This window comes from Synechococcus sp. W65.1 (assembly GCF_047461615.1).
In the GTDB taxonomy this organism is placed as follows: domain Bacteria; phylum Cyanobacteriota; class Cyanobacteriia; order Thermostichales; family Thermostichaceae; genus Thermostichus.
Map to the genome: position 1 here is coordinate 1 of NZ_JANSHI010000001.1, position 19525 is coordinate 19525.

Annotated in this window: 16 protein-coding genes, 1 tRNA gene and 1 pseudogene; 4 read left to right on the forward strand and 14 right to left on the reverse strand. The window is 59.5% G+C overall.

The window, feature by feature from the left end:
* A pseudogene (locus NW806_RS00005) lies at positions 1-491 on the forward strand (hypothetical protein); the annotation flags it as partial.
* Between the two features lie 273 nt (positions 492-764).
* On the opposite strand, the gene ndhI reads toward NW806_RS00005, so the two are convergent.
* The 4 genes from ndhI to NW806_RS00025 are packed head-to-tail and all read right to left on the reverse strand — an operon-like array spanning position 765 to position 4018.
* A complete protein-coding gene (gene ndhI / locus NW806_RS00010) occupies positions 765-1397 on the reverse strand; it encodes an NAD(P)H-quinone oxidoreductase subunit I (RefSeq protein ID WP_414405577.1) in 633 nt (210 codons plus the stop codon).
* Between the two features lie 35 nt (positions 1398-1432).
* Positions 1433-2554 (reverse strand): NADH-quinone oxidoreductase subunit NuoH, encoded by a 1122-nt coding sequence (nuoH, locus tag NW806_RS00015; RefSeq protein WP_414409548.1) that lies wholly within the window; start codon positions 2552-2554, stop codon positions 1433-1435.
* A gap of 46 nt (positions 2555-2600) precedes the next feature.
* Positions 2601-2804: a hypothetical protein gene (locus tag NW806_RS00020; protein WP_414393585.1), complete on the reverse strand. Its 204-nt coding sequence runs from the start codon at positions 2802-2804 to the stop codon at positions 2601-2603.
* Between the two features lie 29 nt (positions 2805-2833).
* Positions 2834-4018: an NAD(P)H-quinone oxidoreductase subunit H gene (locus NW806_RS00025; protein WP_414393799.1), complete on the reverse strand. Its 1185-nt coding sequence runs from the start codon at positions 4016-4018 to the stop codon at positions 2834-2836.
* A 150-nt stretch (positions 4019-4168) separates the two neighbouring features.
* Here NW806_RS00025 and NW806_RS00030 point away from each other — a divergent pair, with 150 nt between their 5' ends.
* Complete coding sequence (locus NW806_RS00030; protein WP_414409549.1) at positions 4169-4480, forward strand: DUF3288 family protein; 312 nt, start codon at positions 4169-4171, stop codon at positions 4478-4480.
* Between the two features lie 20 nt (positions 4481-4500).
* Here the strand turns inward: NW806_RS00030 and NW806_RS00035 are convergent, their stop codons facing one another.
* Together NW806_RS00035 and NW806_RS00040 are read right to left on the reverse strand one after the other, a co-directional pair.
* Complete coding sequence (locus NW806_RS00035; RefSeq protein WP_414393582.1) at positions 4501-5058, reverse strand: carboxymuconolactone decarboxylase family protein; 558 nt, start codon at positions 5056-5058, stop codon at positions 4501-4503.
* A gap of 106 nt (positions 5059-5164) precedes the next feature.
* Positions 5165-5416, reverse strand: a complete 252-nt coding sequence (locus NW806_RS00040) for a hypothetical protein (protein WP_414405574.1) — start codon at positions 5414-5416, stop codon at positions 5165-5167.
* Positions 5417-5630: 214 nt separating this feature from the next.
* Here NW806_RS00040 and NW806_RS00045 point away from each other — a divergent pair.
* A tRNA-Leu gene (locus tag NW806_RS00045) sits at positions 5631-5710 on the forward strand.
* Between the two features lie 139 nt (positions 5711-5849).
* Here NW806_RS00045 and NW806_RS00050 read toward each other — a convergent pair.
* The 5 genes from NW806_RS00050 to NW806_RS00070 form a co-directional block, all read right to left on the reverse strand.
* Positions 5850-7580 (reverse strand): ArnT family glycosyltransferase, encoded by a 1731-nt coding sequence (locus tag NW806_RS00050; RefSeq protein ID WP_414409550.1) that lies wholly within the window; start codon positions 7578-7580, stop codon positions 5850-5852.
* Positions 7581-7659: 79 nt separating this feature from the next.
* The gene (locus tag NW806_RS00055; protein ID WP_414409551.1) at positions 7660-9294 is read right to left on the reverse strand and encodes a DUF2254 family protein; all 1635 of its coding nucleotides are present in this window, start codon (positions 9292-9294) and stop codon (positions 7660-7662) included.
* Between the two features lie 34 nt (positions 9295-9328).
* The gene (gene ftsY, locus NW806_RS00060) at positions 9329-10789 is read right to left on the reverse strand and encodes a signal recognition particle-docking protein FtsY (protein WP_414409552.1); all 1461 of its coding nucleotides are present in this window, start codon (positions 10787-10789) and stop codon (positions 9329-9331) included.
* 94 nt (positions 10790-10883) lie between these two features.
* A complete protein-coding gene (gene purU, locus NW806_RS00065; RefSeq protein ID WP_414409553.1) occupies positions 10884-11732 on the reverse strand; it encodes a formyltetrahydrofolate deformylase in 849 nt (282 codons plus the stop codon).
* A 297-nt stretch (positions 11733-12029) separates the two neighbouring features.
* Positions 12030-12368, reverse strand: coding sequence for a TatA/E family twin arginine-targeting protein translocase (locus tag NW806_RS00070; RefSeq protein ID WP_414409554.1), 339 nt, complete (start codon positions 12366-12368; stop codon positions 12030-12032).
* A gap of 194 nt (positions 12369-12562) precedes the next feature.
* Here NW806_RS00070 and secA point away from each other — a divergent pair, with 194 nt between their 5' ends.
* Positions 12563-15418 carry a preprotein translocase subunit SecA gene (secA, locus tag NW806_RS00075; RefSeq protein ID WP_414409555.1) on the forward strand — a complete coding sequence of 952 codons (2856 nt, stop codon included), beginning with the start codon at positions 12563-12565 and terminating at the stop codon, positions 15416-15418.
* A gap of 24 nt (positions 15419-15442) precedes the next feature.
* On the opposite strand, the gene NW806_RS00080 is transcribed toward secA, so the two are convergent.
* From NW806_RS00080 to NW806_RS00090, 3 genes are read right to left on the reverse strand one after another with little or no spacing between them, the layout of a single operon-like run.
* Positions 15443-16195 (reverse strand): PspA/IM30 family protein, encoded by a 753-nt coding sequence (locus NW806_RS00080; protein ID WP_414409556.1) that lies wholly within the window; start codon positions 16193-16195, stop codon positions 15443-15445.
* 34 nt (positions 16196-16229) lie between these two features.
* A complete protein-coding gene (locus NW806_RS00085; RefSeq protein WP_414409557.1) occupies positions 16230-16940 on the reverse strand; it encodes a polysaccharide deacetylase family protein in 711 nt (236 codons plus the stop codon).
* 9 nt (positions 16941-16949) lie between these two features.
* Positions 16950-19397, reverse strand: a complete 2448-nt coding sequence (locus NW806_RS00090) for a DUF3656 domain-containing U32 family peptidase (RefSeq protein ID WP_414409558.1) — start codon at positions 19395-19397, stop codon at positions 16950-16952.
* Positions 19398-19525 lie beyond the last annotated feature (128 nt).

Here is a 19525-nt window from a genome sequence, read left to right on the forward strand (position 1 = left end):
CTGTTTCCGACTTTACTGACGACGGGGTGGTGGACTGCAAGGATGCGGCGGTTTTGTTTGCGGCAATTTCAACAGGTCTTCCGCCGACGGCCAGTAAGATCAATTCCTTCCTTGCCACCACCCTGAAGCTCAGCGGTGTCAGCGTCACGCAGCCGCACTTAGATACCCTCTTCAGGGAGCCCACGCCGACGCTAACGCCAACTCCTGCTGGCCCGCGGATTACGATCCCGGGCTTGCCGGCAGGGGCCACGGTGACCATTCGACAAGCGGATGGTACGGTGATTGCCACCTCCACCTCGGTGTCTGGAGATGTGGCTATCTTCCCCACTTCCTTTACCATCCCCTTTGGTGGCCAGGTTCGAGTGACTCCCGCCATTCCTTCACCTGGGCCGATCAGGGTCGGCGGTACTACCCTTACAATCTTCGACAACACCATTAACCCTGGCAGCACCACCTACTTCAACCTCGGCCCTGCCATTTCGGTGAACTAGCTTGGGGTTGGCTCCAGAAGGGCACTCGATTTCCACTTAGAAGGCGCTAGGTGGCAGCCGGTCGCCTTTCTTACCGGCTTTTGCTGACGATTTCTGTCTCCTAGAGAGGGGGTGAAGACCTCGGTCGCCGTCAAGGATGAAGTGTTGCCGTTTGCAATCTGCGCCCGCAGCACAAACAAGAACGGCAACAAAGAGAGGGAATTAGCCTGGGCCCAAGCCTCTTGGAGTGAAGAAGGCGTCTTGTCAACTACTCAAGAGAGCTGCCTATGCCTATTAGTTAGACTGCTCTGCAGCAGTTTTGTCCTCTTTTGCTTCTGCTGCTTTAGCCGCTCTCATCTCTGCCAAAATCTCTTCGGGTCGCTTCCCAGCTCGCTGGGATCCGGCAGGCAGATCGTGGGGATCGATCACCCCCTTAGGCAGGTAGGCAAACTCCCGTAGAGGTGTCACCATTGGATCCTCTGTTACTTTGGAAGGCAGGCGACCTAGCGCCACCTGATGGTAGTTCAGCTCGTGGCGGTCGTAGGTGGCTAGCTCATAATCTTCGGTAACCGAGAGGCAATTGGTGGGGCAAAACTCTACGCAGTTGGCGCAGAAAATGCACACTCCAAAATCGATGCTGTAGCTGTAGAGCTCTTTTTTCTTCAGCTCGGTGTTATAGACCCAGTCCACCACGGGCAGGTCGATGGGGCAAACCCGAACACAGATTTCACAGGCAATACACTTATCAAACTCAAAATGGATACGTCCCCGAAAGCGCTCAGAGGGGATCAGCTTCTCAAAGGGGTACTGAACAGTCACGGGCCGGCGGTTCATGTGGTCGAAGACGACCCCCATCCCCTGACCAATGTACTTAGCAGCCTTGAAGGCATCGCTTACGTATTCGCCAACGCGCTTTAGAAAAGTCATGACCTATTCCTTCTCCCTTGCTGCTTCTACTTTCATTAACCCCCGAAAAAGCTTGGGAAGGCCAGCTTCAAAGCTGCCGTCAACAGCAGATTGACAAACGAGACGGGCAGCAAAAACTTCCACCCCAAGTCCAAGAGCTGGTCAATGCGCACCCGCGGCACGGTCCAGCGCAAGAGGATAGCCAAAAACACAAAGATAAAGGCCTTGACCATCGTCATAACAATGCCCAAGGCTGCGGCTGCAATCTGCAAAAAGGGATTGTCTAGCGGGATCCCCATCCACGCTGCAATAGCTTCTACCGGCACCACGAAGGACCAGCCCCCCAGGTACAGCACTGCCGCAATTAGAGAAGCCAGCAGCAGGTTGGCGTAGGAGCCTAGATAAAACAGGGCAAACTTGATGCCGGAGTACTCGGTGTGGTAGCCAGCCACCAGCTCTTCCTCGGCCTCCGGTAGGTCAAAGGGAATCCGCTCCGTCTCTGCCAGCGCCGAGATCAAGAAAATGACAAAGCCAATCGGCTGCCGCCAGACGTTCCAACTAAGGATCCCCAGGCCACTTTGCTGCTCCACGATCCCCACGGTGTCTAGGCCGTTGCTCATCAGCACCACCGCCAGCACCGACAGGGCCAAGGGCAGCTCGTAGCTAATCGATTGGGCCGCCGCCCGCAGACCCCCCAGCAGGGAATACTTGTTGTTGGAGCCGTAGCCGGACATCAACAAGCCAATGGGCTGCACGCTGGAGGTGGCGATCAGAAAAAGGACGCCGATGGCGATGTTGGAGATCAGTAGGTTTTGGCCGAAGGGAACCACCAGATAGCACAGAAAGACGGGCAGAAAAACCAGGATGGGACCCAGCGTGAACAAAACTGGGTCAGCTAGGCTGGGCAGTACATCTTCCTTCGTTAAGAGCTTGATGCCATCGGCAATCGGGATCAGTACCCCGTGGGGCCCAGCCATGTTGGGGCCAATCCGCTGTTGGGCCGCCGCCGAGATCTTGCGCTCCAGCCAGGTCATGACCATCACTCCCAAGGTGGCGGCGATAACCATGAGCACCATGGGCAGAGGTACCCATAGAGCGTGGGCAGCGCCTGGGCTCAGGCCCAAGTTTTGTAGGGCCATCTCAAAGCTGTGCTGCAAGTCGATGCCAGCAGTGGTCATGGAGTCAAGTAGCTCCCTAAAGACAGTGGATTGCAAATACTGCTAATTAGGTCTTGCCGTTGGGATCCGACTGGGGAGGGCGGTGGCGGCGGCGTAGCTCCTGTTGAATGATGGCCTGGAGGCGGGCATCGGATAACTCTTCGGCACGGCGACGCCTTTCTTCTTGGTACTTGGCCCATTGCTTGGGGCCAATAATTGCGGCAATGGTTACAACAATTAAAAGCGGCAGAACCAAGATCGCCCAGGCCATCGCCTTTGTCCTCGCTTTCCTAGAGTATCTTAGCGATCCACCTCCCCCATGATGATGTCGATGCTGCCCAGAATGGCAATCATATCGGCCACCTTCATGCCGCGAACCAGCTGAGGCAACACCTGGAGGTTGACAAAGCCAGGCGGACGAATCTTCCAGCGCCAAGGACAGACATTGTCGTCGCCAACAATGTAAATCCCCAGCTCCCCTTTGGCGCTCTCCACCCGCACGTAGGCCTCCCCTTTGGGGATCTTGAAGTTGGCCGAGGGCTTCTTGCTGATGAACTGGTAGTCCAGTTGATTCCACTCCGACTTTGGCCCCTCCAGCATGCGTTTGGCTTCCAGATTTTCAAAGGGGCCGCCGGGCAGGGCTTTCACTGCCTGCTGGACAATTTTGCAGGACTCGCGCATCTCCTTCATGCGCACCCGATAGCGGGCCAGGCAGTCCCCTTCGGGGTAAACGGCCACCTCCCAGTCGAAGTCGTCGTAGCACTCGTAGTGGTCTACTTTGCGCAGATCCCAGTTGACGCCGCAGGCCCGCAGCATGGGTCCAGAGAGGCCCCAGTTGATGGCATCCTCCTTGGAAATGACCCCTACCCCTTCCAGCCGCCGCCGGAAGATGGGGTTGTCGGTAACCAGTCGTTCGTACTCATCCACTTTGGGCAGGAAGTACTCGCAAAAGTCCAAACACTTTTCCGTCCAGCCGTAGGGCAAGTCCACCGCCACGCCCCCGACGCGGAAGTAGTTGTTGTTGATGAGGCGCATGCCGGTGACGGCTTCAAACAGGTCTAGAATCCACTCCCGCTCCCGCATGGCGTAGAGGAAGGGGGTTTGGGCGCCCAAGTCCGCCAAGAAAGGGCCAAACCAAAGTAGGTGATTGGTGATGCGGGTTAGCTCCAGCATGATCACCCGCAGGTAGCTAGCCCGCTTGGGCACGCTGATCCCGGCCAGCTTCTCGACGGCGTTGACAGTAATGGCCTCGTTGAACATGCCAGCCCCATAGTCCCAGCGGGAGACGTAGGGCAGGTATTGCACCACGGTGCGGTTTTCGGCAATTTTTTCCATGCCGCGGTGCAGATAGCCAATCACGGGCTCGCAGTCGACGATGTTTTCACCATCGAGGGTGACCAGCAGGCGCAAGACCCCGTGCATGGAAGGGTGGTGCGGCCCAAAGTTGAGCAGCATCCGATCGGTACGAGTCTCGATCATAGGCATGGGCATGGCCACCACCTCCGCAATGAAGTTTATACTCTGCAACAATTGCAGTATAGCGGCTTTCCCGTTTTTCCTCGATGGCTTTAGACATCAAGGATCCCAATCCTCGCCATTGGCCTTGGCTAAAGTGGTGAAAAAGGAGGGAGGGCGATGACCGGTTCTCCTACCAGTCGCTCCTCTCGACGCGAGCAGCAACACCCGCAATACCACATCGATCGAGCTCTCCTCAACGAGCTGATGGCCCAGGAGGGCCCTCCCTCCGATTGGGCGCTAGCGGAAGTGGCCCGTCTGCGCATCCGTTACTATGGCTTCCCCGGTGCCTGGGATCTACAGCGAGATTTGGATCAGATCCTGGAGCGGTGGGGCCTCAGCGAAGAAGATCTATTCGCCCGCACTCGCCAAATCCACGCCCTCGGCCAGGTGTACGACCGCAGCTTTACCACCCGAGACGATTGGGCTTAGGGGAGACTTCTAGCGGCCAGCTAGGAGGCCTGGAGTTGCTCGGCAAAAACGGGATCCAGAGGCACATCCAAAGCGGCGATGACCTTGGTCCAGAAGTTCATGAAGCCAATCCAGGCCGAGAGCTCCACCAGATCTTCGTCTGACCAAATAGCTTTGAGGCGGGCAAAGAAGCTGTCGGTCACCACCATGCTGGGCACGGTCATGCGCTCGGCGTACTCGATGGCTAGCTTCTCGGCTTCAGTGTAGAGGGAGCTGGTGCGGGCCTGCGCCACCGCTGCAATTTTGGCTGGGGGGACCCCCAGTTTTTGCGCCTGCAGGGTGTGGTAGGGCAGGCAGTAGTGGCGGCAGCCGTTGATCTGGGCAATGCGGATGCTGATCAGTTCTTTTAGCTCCTCAGGCAGGTTGGGATTTTGCGTGTGCAGCGCCCCATAGAGGTTCATCACCGCCCGCATCAGTTGAGGCTTGTGGGCCATTACCTGCAAGGGGTTCAGGGCAGTGCCGTAGGTTTTTTCCAGGCTTTCGTAAACCTTCTGCAGTTGCTTGTCGGCTTTCTCTGGAGTAACAGGAGGGATCCGCATGGACGGTCTATAGCAATTGCCGCATTCTCGACTTTAGCGCGTTTGGGAGATCTGCCCAAGCCTTCCACCCTCCTGTCCTGGCTGCTTTCTCTTCGCAAGCCCCAGTTCAATTGCCCAAGGACTGCTCAATGGCTTCCACTTGCTGCTGGGTAGCGGTGGCTCCTTGGTTGAGGGTTTGTTGCAGTTGATCCCGCGACTGGTAGATCTGCAGCGGCCCTCCCTGCGGGATCCCTTGCTGGGCGGCCTCGGGACTGGCCTGTTCCGGCCTTGGCTCCGAGCTCAAGGGGTTGCGGTAGAGGCGGTTGACCAGCAGAAAGCCCACCAGCACCGCGGCAGCAGCCACCAAAAGTCGAATCATAGGGGATCCCTGGCAAACCGCTAGTTCTAGACCTAGAATGCCCCAAAAGAGCGACGAGTATCAGAAGGCTAGGAGCCCTCTCCCCACGAAGAAAGTAAGAGCAACCTCAACAGGTCTCTAGGGGCATGGATCCCGTTGGCTCCCAGTTGTCAGCCGGGTTGGGGCAGCAAAGTTGACGGGCCTCTGTCCCTTCAGTACGATAATGGATCTAGCTGGGCGAGTGGCGGAACTGGTAGACGCACCGCACTCAAAATGCGGCGGGAAACCGTGTCGGTTCGAATCCGACCTTGCCCATGGCAAAGTGACCTGCCTGCTTCCACGACCTGCAGCTAGCAGCAGAGTTCACCTCCACTACCCCCCTAGCAAGATCTCCACAGGTGTTACTTCCCGTCGGGCGTGGAGTGCTCTCCTCACCTCCCCTCTTCCTCAGGGATCAAAGCTCGCCACTGGCTTGCTCCAAGCGGCGCACCAGTTGCCAGCCATCCACCTCGGCCAAAGGCTGCAGCCCCAGATTCTGGATCGATATCTGCTGAGCTTGGACAGGAGAGACCCACAGGTAATCCCCATGTTTCCCTGCTTGCAGGGCCTGGTTATCCACCCACCGTCCTGGGTTGGGGGTGTAGAAGGCAAGGGCCTGGGCCTGACAGACGTCCGCTAGGCCGCTGCGGCCAATGTCCACCGTGGGAAAATCAGGGTCTGCAGAGCCCAGCATCTGTTTCCAGTCCATCTGGGCAAAGGCGGGATTGAAATTGCCGAAGTCAGGCCGCAGAACAATGCTGACCATGGTGAGGATGCTGGCAGCTAGAAGCGTGCCCACCCAGAGTTCGCCGGCATAGTGCAGCACCCGCCGCCAGCTCCAGATCGCTGGCAAGAGCAGATACAACAGGCCGATCGCCATCAATGGCCAAGCGTGGGGTTGGAGCAGACCCAGTCCCTCGACGTCCCGCTTGAGGACCAGCCCCAAACCCAAAAGCAGGGTTCCCACCGCCGCCAGCCCCCAAGAGAGCACCTGGGCCACATGGGGTCTGTCGCGGCGAGAGCCTCGTCCTACTGTTGCCGGCAAGGCGGAGCGGAGCGGAAAGGGCAGAGCTTGATCCAGAACCACCCCCGCTAGGAGAGCTAGCCAGGGATAGAGCTGTACCGTGTAGTAGGGCGTTTTGGTGGGATAGAGCTGCAAGAGCAAAAACAACAGCAGGGGGAAAGACCAAACCAGCAGGGTGGATCCCGGCTTTTGCCGCAGCAGCAGCCAGCCTCCCACCAAGGCCAAAACCGTCCAGGGGAAGCCATGGATCGGGATGTGCCAAAAGTAATACCAGCCGGTGGCATCGGCATGGAAGGGTTCTTGCCCCAGATCCCACACCTTCCCCACCAAAGCAGCTAACACCTTTGGGCCGTGCACCCCTACAGCCGGCACTAGCCACAGGCCAAAGATCCCCAAGCCCAGGCCAATTGCCAGCCAAAATTGGGCAGATCCCAGCCAGTGCCGCCGCTGCTGCCACAGGTAGGGGATCAAAGCCACCGCCGGCAGCAGGATCATGGCGCTCTTCATCAAAAGGCCCAGCCCAAAGGCCACTCCCGCCAACCAGAACCAGCGCCGGTGGCCGCGGATGCCGTTCACTAGGCCTAGGATCCCCAGGAGCTCCAGGCAGGTTAGAGGCACATCCTGACCCACCAGCCGCCCCTGCTGCACCCAGAGGTAGCACAGGGGCAAAACTGCCATTCCCAAGAGGGCCGCCCGGCTTGGCAAAAAGGCCCGCCCAATCCAGCCGATGAGGGGGATGGAAAGCAAAGCCGCCAGGATCCCGGGCAGCCGCGCCGCCCACTCGTTTACGCCATAAAGGGCAAAGCTGAGGGCCACGCTCCAGGTAAGTAGGGGAGGCTTCTCAAAAAAAGGCTCTCCCAGAAAAGTTGGCCCCAGCCAGTTGCCTCCCCGCAGCAGCTCGCGAGCCATCTGGGCGTAAAAGCTCTCGTCACAACCAGCCAAACTGGGATCCGCTCCCGAGAGCACAAACAGCGGCACTGCCAGGCCCACGATCAATAGGCTCAAAGCCCAAAAGGAAAACAGATGCGGGTCGCGGCGAAACTGCACAAAAGAACTGGCTGGGGGCAGGGATCCCCGGCGAGGAGCACTGCCCAAACGGTTGGGGTTGCCGAAGGGACGCATGAACAAGCCCTCTGGAACGGCACCAAGTGGCGGCTCTAACCAGACTAGACTCTGCAGAAGGAGATCTGGCCTTTTCTTTTTACGGAAGCTCCAGGGATCCAGGAACGCCCTCCAGGCTGGCTGGCAGAGAGGTTAGTCCCTGAAACCAGCTGAAAAACTGCTCGGCATAAGGTCGAAGGGCAGGCTCCAGGTAGTAGAAGTTCTCCGCCCGATCCGTAAACTCCCAAAACTCAGAAGCAGTGCAGTAGAGTTCCTGGCGGATGATCTGCAGTCGGGCCAAAGGCTCCTGTTTCATATCCTCATAGATCAGCCTGGCCAAATCCTCCCGCCCACGGCTGAGGAAATAGGCTGCTAGCCGCGCCTGGGTTTTCCGGATCCCGCGCAGGGTCATTTCCTGCTGCTCGCTTTCCGGGTCTTGGTCCAGGTGGAGCAGGACTTGTAGGATGGCCTCCGTTGTCTCTGACTGCAGCGCGCAGCTGAGTTGGGCCAGCACCCCTAGGTCAAAGCCAAAGGTTTCAGAAAGGAAAAGTAAGCCGGCCTTGTAGGCCACTAGGCTGTAGTAGCGAAAATGGCCGACCATCTCCAAGACCAACGCCGACTGCTGATGGCGCAAAGCGGCCTCGGCCAGCAAACGGTACTGCTTGAGCAGGTTGTAGCCGCTGCGGATATCCCGTGCGTTGATCACCGCCCGCAGGTAGGTGTTGAAGAACTTGATCACCCAGCCGACCAGCCGGAGCTCTCGGCTTTGCAGGGCGCGGATCCCCAGCTCCCGCGTGTGAATGGCCACCAGAGTACTTGCTTGCCGCAGGCCATTGAGGCCCTCAGTAAACAGGGCCTGATACTGCCGCAGGATCTTCAGCTCCAGCCAGGATCCCTCCGCTTCGATTTGGCGCAACAGCCCCTCATCCACTGAGGCAAAGTCGGGATCTCGCCACAGCGCTGGCGTCAAGAGAAACCAGGAGCGGGGTAGGTGTGCCTTGTGCTGGGCATAGAACATCCACAGGGCCTTTAGGCTATCCAAGGCTTCCAGGAGGATGACCTCCTCCCGTTGGCGCAGGGCGCTGATGGCAATACTTTTGATTTCATCCAAGGCCGATAGGCAGCGCTGATGGGCGGCAGCGCAAGGTTGTAGGGCAGAGGGCTGCCGCTGTTCTAATCTGGATCGTGAGGATTTGGAGGCAAGGGATCCCAAGATCGCCTGCTGCACCTGCTGCTCAATGCGGCGAATAATCGAAGTCGGCTGTAGGAAGTGAAACACAAAGCTGAAGTAGGGGATGAGCACCAAAAACGAGGCAGTACCCAGCAGTAGGTTTAGCCCAATCAGGAGCTGGGGATCCTCGTAGAAACCCAGGGCCACCGAGCTCCACAAACTGACCACATTCGCCAAAATCAAAAACGAGAAGAGGTAGAAATTGGTCTTCTCCCGCAGAAACAACTCGGTAACTTTGGGGGTGAAGCGATCAGCACTCAACTGCACCACAATGGCCACCACTGAGAGGGTAAAGCCCAGCATCCCCGACAGCACCTCGGCCAAGGTGACCACAAACTCCTGCAGCGCTCCTGGCTGCTGAACGGGTTGGGCAAGAGCCAACGCCAAGCCGGCTTGGATCCAGCGGTGCGCCCCCCCTGCCCAGGCTAGACCTGCCACCACCCCCACCGCACTCCAAAGCCAAACTTGAGAGCGAGGCTTGGCAGCGTTTGCGGCTAAACCCATCTCCTCTCCCCCCACCACCTTACCCAATAGGAGCTCAATATTCGCTAAGAAGAGCCTCCACAAACTCGTAGCTGGAAAAAGGCCTTAGATCCTCCAACCCCTCGCCAGCTCCAATAAAGCGGATAGGCAGGTTCATCTGCTGGGTAATAGCTAGGGCGATCCCTCCTTTGGCGGTGCTGTCCAGCTTGGTGAGGATGACGCCGGTTAGCTTGGCCACTTCGGCAAACACCTGGGCCTGGCGCAGGCCGTTTTGCCCTTGGGTAGCATCCAAAACCAAGAGGCTTTCCACCTTGGCTTCGGGAGCTTTCTTGTCGATGATGCGGCGGATCTTGGCCAGCTCCTCCATCAGGTTCTTCTTGTTCTGCAGGCGGCCTGCTGTATCTACCAAGAGCAACTCGGTGCCTCTGGCCTTGGCGGCGGTGATGGCATCAAACACCACGGCGGCCGGGTCAGCGTTAGGGGAAGGGTTGGCGATGACCTCCACCCCCGCCCGCTCTGCCCAGATCTTGAGCTGCTCTATGGCGGCAGCGCGGAAGGTGTCGGCAGCAGCAATTAGACACTGGTAGCCGGACTGGCGGGCCACATGGGCAATTTTGCCGATGGTGGTGGTCTTGCCCACCCCATTCACGCCCACGATCAGCCAGATGTTGAGCGTGCCCCGCTGCGGCGCAAAGGTGGGATCCCCTACCGTCAGCATCTGCCGCATCTGCTGCTTGAGGTACTTCACCGCCTCCTCTGGGGGCACCACCTCCTCCCGCATGCGTTTTTGCAGGGCCTGGAGGATCTGCTCGGTGGCCTCAACGCCCACATCCGCCTGCAGCAGCATCGTCTCAATGGTTTCGACCGCCTCCCGATCAAGAGGCCCCCGGCCCATCAGAGCCTTTAATTGGTTGATCAGGTTGAGGCGGGTTTTGCCCAGACTTCGCCGCAGCTTCTGCAGCCAGGAGATCTCTTCTACGGAGATCTCTTCGGGCTTGCGTCCTTGGGCCGCCAGGATCTCGGCTGACCAGCGGAAGCCCTCGTCGAAAACCAGCTCTTCCGCCGCCGACTCTGCCGACTCTGGAGGTGGGGCAGCAGGAGCAACAACGCTGGCAGGGATCGGCTCTGCTTCCTCCACGGCGCTTGCCTTTAGGGCCTGCAGGCGCTCGGCAGCGCGAGGAGCCAGATCAAAAAAGGAGGGGACAGCAGCCGGCTGCTCAGGAGACGATGAGGGAGAGGCGGCTTCAGGTGCTGTAGCTGCTGGAGCAGAGGGCTGGGATCCCTCGCTTGCAGGGGGTTCTGGGGCGGCTGGGGAGACAACCTCTGCTTGAGTAGCTTTGGCGGCAGCCCGCGCTTTTAGGTTGGCATAGGCGGCTTTAGCAAAGGCCAAATAGTCCTCTGGCGACATGGCAGCCGGCTCTGCCGCTGGGGGAGTTGCCGACTCGGCCTTTTGGGGAGAGGACTCTGCTTCACCCTTGGAGTCGGTGTAGCGACGGCGAAACCAATCAAAGGCCATAATCCCACCTCTAGCCTGACTTTTTTCCAGTTTGGCAAAGCAGCTTCTTTTCCAGAACTCGGCCTTTGCACCCAAAGAGGAAGGGACAGTTTCCCTAGGCAAACACCACCGTTTTGTTGCAGTACACCAGGACGCGATTTTCTAGGTGATAGCGCACGGCCCGGGCTAGGACTAGGCGCTCCACGTCGCGGCCCTTGCGGATGAGGTCAGCTACCGTGTCGCGGTGACTCACCCGCACTACGTCCTGCTCGATGATTGGCCCTTCATCCAGCTCCTCGGTGGCGTAGTGGGCGGTGGCGCCGATGATCTTGACGCCCCGCTGGTGGGCACGCTGGTAGGGGTTAGCACCGGCAAAAGCAGGCAGCGTAGAGTGGTGAATGTTGATCACCGGGGGCGCCTGGCGGAGCAGCCACCCGCTCAAGACCTGCATGTATTTGGCCAGCACCACCAAGTCAATGCGATATTCTTGCAGCAAGGCAAGTTGTCGGGCCTCTGCCTCGGCTCTGTTTTCTGGAGAAACGGGGATGTGGTAGTAGTCGATGCCAAAAGAGCGGGCCAGCGGCTCCAAGTCGGGGTGGTTGCTGATGATCAGAGGGATCTCCGCCGGCAGCTCCCCAGCCCTCTGCCGCCAGATGAGATCCAACAGACAGTGGGGTTGCTTGCTAACCCACACCGCAATGCGCCGGCGCGTATCGGAAAAATGCAGCTCCCAGTTGGCCTGGATCCCGCGGGCAATGCCGGAGAAGGCAGGGACGATCTCCCACCGTTCCAGGCGAAAGCCCTCTAAATCCCACTCGATGCGGCTTAGGAACAACCCTGCCTCGAGATCCGTGTGGTGGTCAGCGTGAAGAATGTTGCCGTCGTAGCTGTAGATGAAGTTGGAGAGCTTGGCTACCAGGCCTTTTTGATCGGGACAGGACACCAGTAGGGTGGCCGTGGGCATAGAAGTGCAAAGAGCTCGCCCCTTTACCCTAGGACTTGGATTGGTCTGAGGGCAAGCGCCCCTGGCCAGGGGGTTTCAGTCTTGAGCTCTTGCAACAACCCAGAACCCCCCGGCTGGCTGTCCCAACGCCTGAAGTTGATGGGAATTACATCACCGCTGAGGAGTCGGCGAGGGACAGCTCCTGAGAATAACTCGAGGGGTTTTGGCCGTGCTGCTGCAGCCAGGCTTTTGCATTCGTCAGGGCATAGTTAGGATTGTCCTTATGCCGAGACAGAGCGGGTCGAAGCGGGGCATTGGCTAGGCAGCATCCACGCTTGAAGATCCCTCGGACAGGGATGCGGCGGCCCTGGGCTCTGCCTCCACAGCCGGCTTTGTGGGCATATCGGCTGTGGCAACTGGGTCGGTTTTGAACGGGGCTGCAGGGGCTGTCCGCGGACTAGAGGCGTGGGCGGCTTTTTCCAGCTCCTGGACTTCCTGATTTAGCTGGGCCTCAAACTCTCTGGCAGCATCCTGTAAGCTGCGCAAGGTTTTGGCTAGGGCACGACCAATCTCTGGCAGCTTGCGTGGCCCAAACACCAAGAGAGCCACTGCAAAGATAACCAGCATTTCCGGCAGTCCGACGCCCAAGAAATTCATAAGCCCTGGGATCGCTTTGCTTCCCTAGCCTGACATCTTCTTGCCTTTGTCCGCAAGCGCTTTTGCCTCTGCTGCAGCAAACTGCCGCTGCCGTCTTGGCTGGGCTACCAGGTTAGGCCCTTTCCGGCCGCCCAAGCCCAGGGGAGGGGAATGATAAAATTGCGCTATACCCGTTCTATTGGCCTAGGCTTCCCATGCTCCAAGCCCTACAGAAGCTTCTCGGGGATCCCAACGAGCGCAAGATCCGCAAGTACCTGCCTGTTGTCAAGCTGATCAACTCGCTGGAGATCGAGATTGCCTCCCTTTCCGATGCGGAGCTCAGGGCCAAGACCACCGAGTTTCGCCAACGCCTAGACAGAGGAGAGTCCCTCGACGAACTCCTGCCCGAGGCTTTTGCAGTGGTGCGAGAGGCGGCCAAGCGGGTTCTCAACATGCGCCACTACGACGTGCAGCTCATTGGTGGCATGGTGCTGCACGAGGGCCAGATTGCCGAGATGAAAACGGGGGAGGGGAAGACCCTGGTGGCCACCCTACCGGCCTACTTAAACGGCCTGACGGGGAAGGGGGTTCACATCGTTACTGTCAACGGCTATTTGGCCCGGCGAGACTCGGAGTGGATGGGCCAGGTGCACCGCTTCCTGGGCCTGACGGTTGGCTTGGTGCAAGAGGGCATGTCCACCGACGAGAAGCGGCGCAGCTACCACTGCGACATTACTTACTGCACCAACAGCGAACTGGGCTTTGACTACCTGCGGGACAACCTGGCCACCGATATCAGAGAAGTGATGCAGCGGCCCTTTAACTACTGCATTATTGACGAGGTGGACTCCATCCTCATCGACGAGGCCCGCACCCCCTTGATCATCTCTGGCCAGGTGTCCCGTCCCTCCGAGAAGTACCTCAAAGCAGCCCAGGTGGCCCGGGAGCTGATCCGCGACGAGCACTACGAGGTGGACGAAAAAGCCCGCAACATCATCCTCACCGACGAAGGTTTTGAGGCTGCCGAGCGGTTGCTGGGGGTTTCAGATCTATTTGATCCCAAAGATCCCTGGGCGCACTTTGTCTTTAACGCCGTGAAGGCCAAGGAGCTCTTCATCCGGGATGTCCACTACATCGTCCGCAACCAGGAGGTGGTGATCGTGGACGAGTTCACCGGGCGGGTGCTCCCTGGTCGCCGCTGGTCGGATGGCCTGCACCAGGCCATTGAAGCCAAAGAGGGGGTGCCCATTCAAAGCGAGAGCCAAACCCTAGCCACCGTTACTTACCAAAACCTCTTCCGCCTCTATCCCAAGCTTGCCGGCATGACGGGCACGGCTCGCACTGAGGAAGCAGAGTTTGTTAAAACCTACAACCTCGAAGTGACTGTTATCCCCACCAACCGGCCCATTCGCCGCATAGATGCCCCTGACCTGGTGTACAAGACTGAAAACGCCAAGTGGAAGGCGGTGGTCGAGGAGATTGCCTACATGCACGCCAAGGGGCGTCCTGTTTTGGTGGGAACCACCAGTGTGGAAAAATCTGAACGCCTCTCGGCCATGCTCAAGGAAAGAGGGATCCCCCACAACCTCCTCAACGCCAAGCCGGAGAACGTGGAGCGGGAGGCGGAAATCATTGCTCAGGCGGGTCGCAAAGGTGCCGTAACCATTGCTACCAACATGGCTGGGCGGGGCACGGACATCATCTTGGGTGGCAACGCGGAATACATGGCCCGCCTCAAGCTGCGGGAACGGCTGATGCCCAAGCTGGTGCAGCTGGATCCCGACAACCCCCTGGGATCGGCCTCCACGACAAGCCGCGGCGGCGGTCAAGGGTTTGGCCCAGCCTCGCCCAAGCCGAAAAAGTCCTGGACGGTGGTCTCCCCCAACTTTTACCCCTGTGAGCTCTCAGCTCGCACCAGCCAGGCTTTGGAGGAGGTGGTGGCCGCTGCAGTGGCCAAGTATGGGTTAAACCGCCTGCCGGAGCTGGTGGTGGAAGATCTCATCGCAGTGGCCTCGGAGAAGGCGCCGGTGCAGGATCCCTTGATCTTGCAACTGCGAGAGGTCTACAACAGCATCAAGGCCGAGTACGAAAAGGTCACGGAGGCCGAGCACGAGGAGGTGGTGCGGCTGGGGGGCTTGCATGTCATTGGCACGGAGCGCCACGAGTCCCGCCGCATCGACAACCAGCTGCGCGGCCGCGCTGGACGGCAAGGAGACCCTGGCTCCTCGCGGTTTTTCCTCAGCCTGGAAGACAACCTACTCAAGATCTTCGGTGGCGAGCGGGTGGCCAAGCTGATGGACATGTTCCGGGTAGACGAAGACATGCCCATCGAGCACCCGCTCCTGTCGAAAAGCCTGGAAAATGCCCAGCGCAAGGTGGAGGTGTACTACTTTGACCTGCGTAAGCAGGTGTTTGAATACGACGAGGTTCTCAACAACCAGCGACGGGCTATCTACTCGGAGCGGCGGCGCATTCTGGAAGGGGAGAACCTCAAACCCAAGATCCTGGACTACGTGCGCAAGACCGTTGAGGAGATCGTGCAAGCCCACGTCAACCCAGAGCTGCCGCCGGAGGAGTGGGAAATCGACAAGCTGACGGCCAAGATGCAGGAGTTCATTCCCCTGCTCAAAGACAACCTCAAGGTTGAGGACTTACGGGATCTCTCCTATCAGGAAATCCTCGACTACCTGATCAAACAGGCGGAGATGGCCTACGAGGCCAAAGAGGCCTTCTTGGATACCTTTGAGCCTGGCCTGATGCGGAAGGCTGAGCGCTTTTTCCTGTTGCAGCAGGTGGATACCCTCTGGCGGGAGCACTTGCAACAGATGGAGGCGCTGCGGGAAGCGGTGGGCCTGCGCGGCTATGGCCAGCGGGATCCCCTTATCGAATACAAGAACGAGGGCTACGAGCTGTTCCTGGAGATGCTGGACAACATCCGCCGCAACACCGTGTACAACCTCTTTGTCTTTACACCCCAGATCGTACAAGTGCCGCAGGCAGTGCCCCTGCAAGCAGTGGCTGCTGGTTCCGAGACAAGCCAGGTGCCAGAAGCCGACTTTACCCACGAATAAAGCAAAGCCTCGTAGGACACGTGATCAAGAGCGCTTCTCGAAGTCCAGATCCGGCAAGGGCAGCTTGGCGGGGCTGTCTTCCTGGCCACTGAGCATAGCTAGGCGGCGGGAGATCTCGTCCTCAAGAGCCATTTCGTCAAGCTGGGCGGAAAGTTGCTCGCTGCGATCCTCGGAGAGCTCGCTGAGGGCGTGGACCTTGAGCTGGCGAGCCTGGATGGCGTTCTTGGCCGCCTCAAATTGGGACTTGGCCGAGTCAATGCTATAGGCGTTGTTAACGCGGGTCATCTGTTCAAGGGCTTTGTTCACCTCGTAGATGTCTTTGAGGTTGCTCAGCTCGCGCTTGTAGAGGGCCAGACGCTCTTTTTCCCGGGCCAGCTTTTCCTTGGCAGCCTTGACATAGCGCTCAGCAGTTTCCACTTGTTCCTTGAGCGGGCCAAGAGCGGCCTCAATGCGCAGGGCTTCGGCCATAGCTAGGCGAGCGGCTTCTTGATCCCCCCGTTGCATAGCCAGGCGAGCCTTGTTCTCCAGCGCCTGGTACTCCCGCACCTTTTGCACGTACTTTTGCTCGGCCCGCTGGTAGGCAGCTACCTGGGTGGCGACGGCTTCGGTGAGACGCTGCACAGTCTCCTGCATGGTTCGCACCGATTCTTCGGCCACCGCCACTGCCTCTGCCCCGCCTTTTTCCACCGGCAGCCCCCAAAGCCAATTCCACGTGCCCACGATGAGGCTGCCGGCTCGCTGCCCGAAAATGCCGTAGATGATCTTGCGCACGCCCATGGCTTGCCCTCCCTATCGCTGCCTTTCACTGTATTCAATCTCCTCTGCAACTGGGAAGATTGCCAGAAAGGGGCAGGCGGACAAAGTCAAACCCTTGCTCCCCCAAGGCCGGGATCAAACGGCGGACTACCTCGGCTACCTGGGATCCCCCCTGGATGCCGTCGTGGAGCACAATCAGGGAGCCGGGCCGCACTTGGTTGAGCACCCGCTCCACCACCACGGCCACCGGCGGGCAGAGCCAATCCTCCGGCACCACACTCCACATCACCGGTAAATACCCCCAGGAGCGCAAGTCGGTCAGCGTCTGGGGCCAGAAGAGACCGTTGGGGGGGCGCACAGCCCGATACTCTTCTGGGGTGCCGCCACAGGCAGCCACGAGGGTATCCTGGCTGCGTCGCAAGCTCTGTAGCAGTTCACCGCGGCTAAGCTGGGTAAACGAGCGGTGCTGCCAGCCGTGCAGGCCAATGCCGTGGCTCTGTTGGCGGATTTTCCGGGCCAGGTGGGGCCAGCGCTGCACCCGTTCCCCCAACACAAAGAAGGTGGCTGGTACCTGAAACTCCTGTAAAACTTGCAACAGGGTCGGCGTGTATTCAGGGTGAGGGCCATCGTCAAAGGTAAGGGCCACCTGTCGCTTCTGAGGATCTGGCGGTAAGTCCCAGAGAGCCTCAGGAAAAAGGGTCTTGAGGCCCTGCTGCAGAAGGGGGTAGAGGGCAGAGGGGAGGATCTGCGGCGGCCAAAAGGGCATAGGTTGACCTCAACTTTCCAGAGAGCCCCTTGTTACCCCCAACTGGCTGTACAGCTTTAGCTCCCGCCACAGTTGAGAGCCACTCATCTGGCCCTGGAGGAGCTGTTGATAGCAGCGTAGGGTTTGCTGAACCTGCTCGGCAGACTCCTGCAAGAACTCAATGCGCAGATATCGCAACCCCAGCGCCAGGAGCTGCGACACATATTCTGCCCCAGTTTGGGCTTTGCCATTGTAGAGGGTGTTGCGGCAGCCAGCATCGGCTTTCAAAATGTGCTCCACATTGGCCCTGTCCCTCAGCCTTACTTCGTGCTTTTCGCAGGGGCGGCCACAGTTGGTGTAATCCGTGCCACTGGACAAAAAGGCGCAGAAGACGCAGTGCTCCATGTGGAACATGGGCATGTGCTGGTGGATAGTAACCTCGTACCAATGGGCAGGGCCAGCCTGCAGCAGGGATCCCAGTTGCTCATGGTTGAGGTCATAGGAGACCGTCAGGCGCTCCAGGCGGTAGCGGCTTTTGAAATAGTGGGCGGTGAGGGGATTGGCCACGTTCAGGGAAAAATCGCCGATGCAGCGCTGGTTGGCGAAAAAGCGTAGGTGGTCGTAGTTTCGCACCAGATAGCCATCGGCTCCTGCCGCCAGCACCTGTTTTAGAATCCAAGTGTCCCCCGGCTTAGTAATGCGGGGCGGGGCCGCCCACAGCTCCACCTCGGGGTGAGAAGCTTTGGTAACGCGGATAACTTCCCGGTAGCGGCGGGGATCCTCAAACTCCAGGTAGATCTGGCGGATGCCACAGGCAATTGCCGCCGACAACTGGGCCGGCTCCCGCACCAACACCACCAGCTGGGGCAATCCCGGCTCGGCTGGCTCTAGGGGAGGCAGCAGGTCTTGCCAGTGGGCGTCAGGATTGAGCTGCCAGCGGCGGGGCCGGGCTCGCAGCGCTTGCAACTGCTCCACTGCCTGGCGCCGCATCTGGTTGAGGACGCTGACCGGCAGCATCACCTCCCCCTCCAGGGCATTGTGCAGGGATCCCAGCCGGAAGGGCGTACCTCCCAGGCGGCCCAGTTGCTGTCGCAGCTTCTCGTCGGTGAGGGGCTGCTGGCGAGCAGGCTGCAAAGGCATGGGGGAATCCACCTGCACCACGTGGCCCTCTTCATCGCGCAGGATGAGGGTCAGGGGCAGTCCGGCCTGGCCATGGACTTCCAGGTGGACGGGGCGGCGGAAGCGGGGCTGATCCCCGGCATAGCTCTGGCGCAGGCGCTTTTCCAGCTCCGGGTCGCTGGTTTTCCAGAGGCGATCCCCTACCCGCAGGCGTTTGAGGTCAATTGCCCCCTGGGCAAAGCTCAGCCAGGCCAATCCCTGCTTCTCTTGCACGCGGTAAACTCGTCCCCCCTGCTCCGGCAGCTCCGGCTCCCCCTGGTCAAACACCACGCCATCCCCTGCCTTGAGGGGGGCCTCTAGGCGCACTCCCACTTGATCCCCCTCGATCCTCACCACCTGCCCCAGGTAAACGCCGCGCTTTTTGCCAAAACGGGCATGCACCAGCTTTTGGTTGTTGATGCCTCGCAGCCAGCCGGTGTACAGGCCGCGGGAAAAGCTCATCTCCAGCTCATACCATTCCTGGTCTGAGGGCTGCCACGCTTCCCCTGCCCCCAAGGCGTCCAAGGCCCGCCGATAGATGCGCGTTACGCTGGCTACATACTCTGGGGATTTCAGTCGGCCCTCAATTTTCAAGCAGTGGATCCCTAGCTTGACTAGCTCCGGCAACACCTCCAAGCCAGCCAAATCCTGGGGGCTAAGTAGATACCGCTTCTCTCCCAGATCGCGGCGAACCCCGTCCACCACCAGCTCGTAGGGCAGGCGACAGGCCTGGGCGCACTCCCCGCGGTTGGCCGAGCGTCTCCCCAGCGCCTCGCTGGTTAGGCATTGCCCGGAGTAGGCCACGCACAGGGCCCCATGGACAAACACCTCCAGAGCAATGGGGGATCCCCTCTCTTCCAGATGGGCGCGGATCTTGGCTATTTCCTTGAGGGAACACTCCCGCGCCAGCACCACCACCTCACAGCCCAGCTCGGCAGCAAACTCCGCTCCCACGCCGCTGGTAATAGTCATCTGCGTTGAGGCGTGGATGGGCAGGTCGGGAGAAAGATGTCGAACCAGGCGCGCAATGCCGACATCCTGCACGATGACCGCGTCTACCCCTGCTGCCGTCATCGCGCGGATGTACCGTTCCGCCTCCTCCAGCTCTTCAGGAAAGACCAAGGTATTCAAAGTGACGTAGCCCCGCACCCCGCGCTGGTGCAGCCAGGCCATTAGTTCTGGTAGGTCCGCCTCCGTAAAGTTGCGGGCGCGCAGGCGAGCATTGAACCGTTCCAGTCCGAAGTAGATGGCGTCGGCCCCGTTTTCCACCGCTGCCTTGGCACACTCCCAGTCCCCCGCCGGCGCTAGCAGGAGAGGCATCCGAGTTGGCAAAGACTGCTCTCCAAGGCAGCCTGTTGATTCCCCATCTCTGACAACAGCCTTCATGGGAAGAGAACCCGCCAACCCAAGGGATCCTTTCCCATTCAAAAGGATCCCCCAGGGTAACT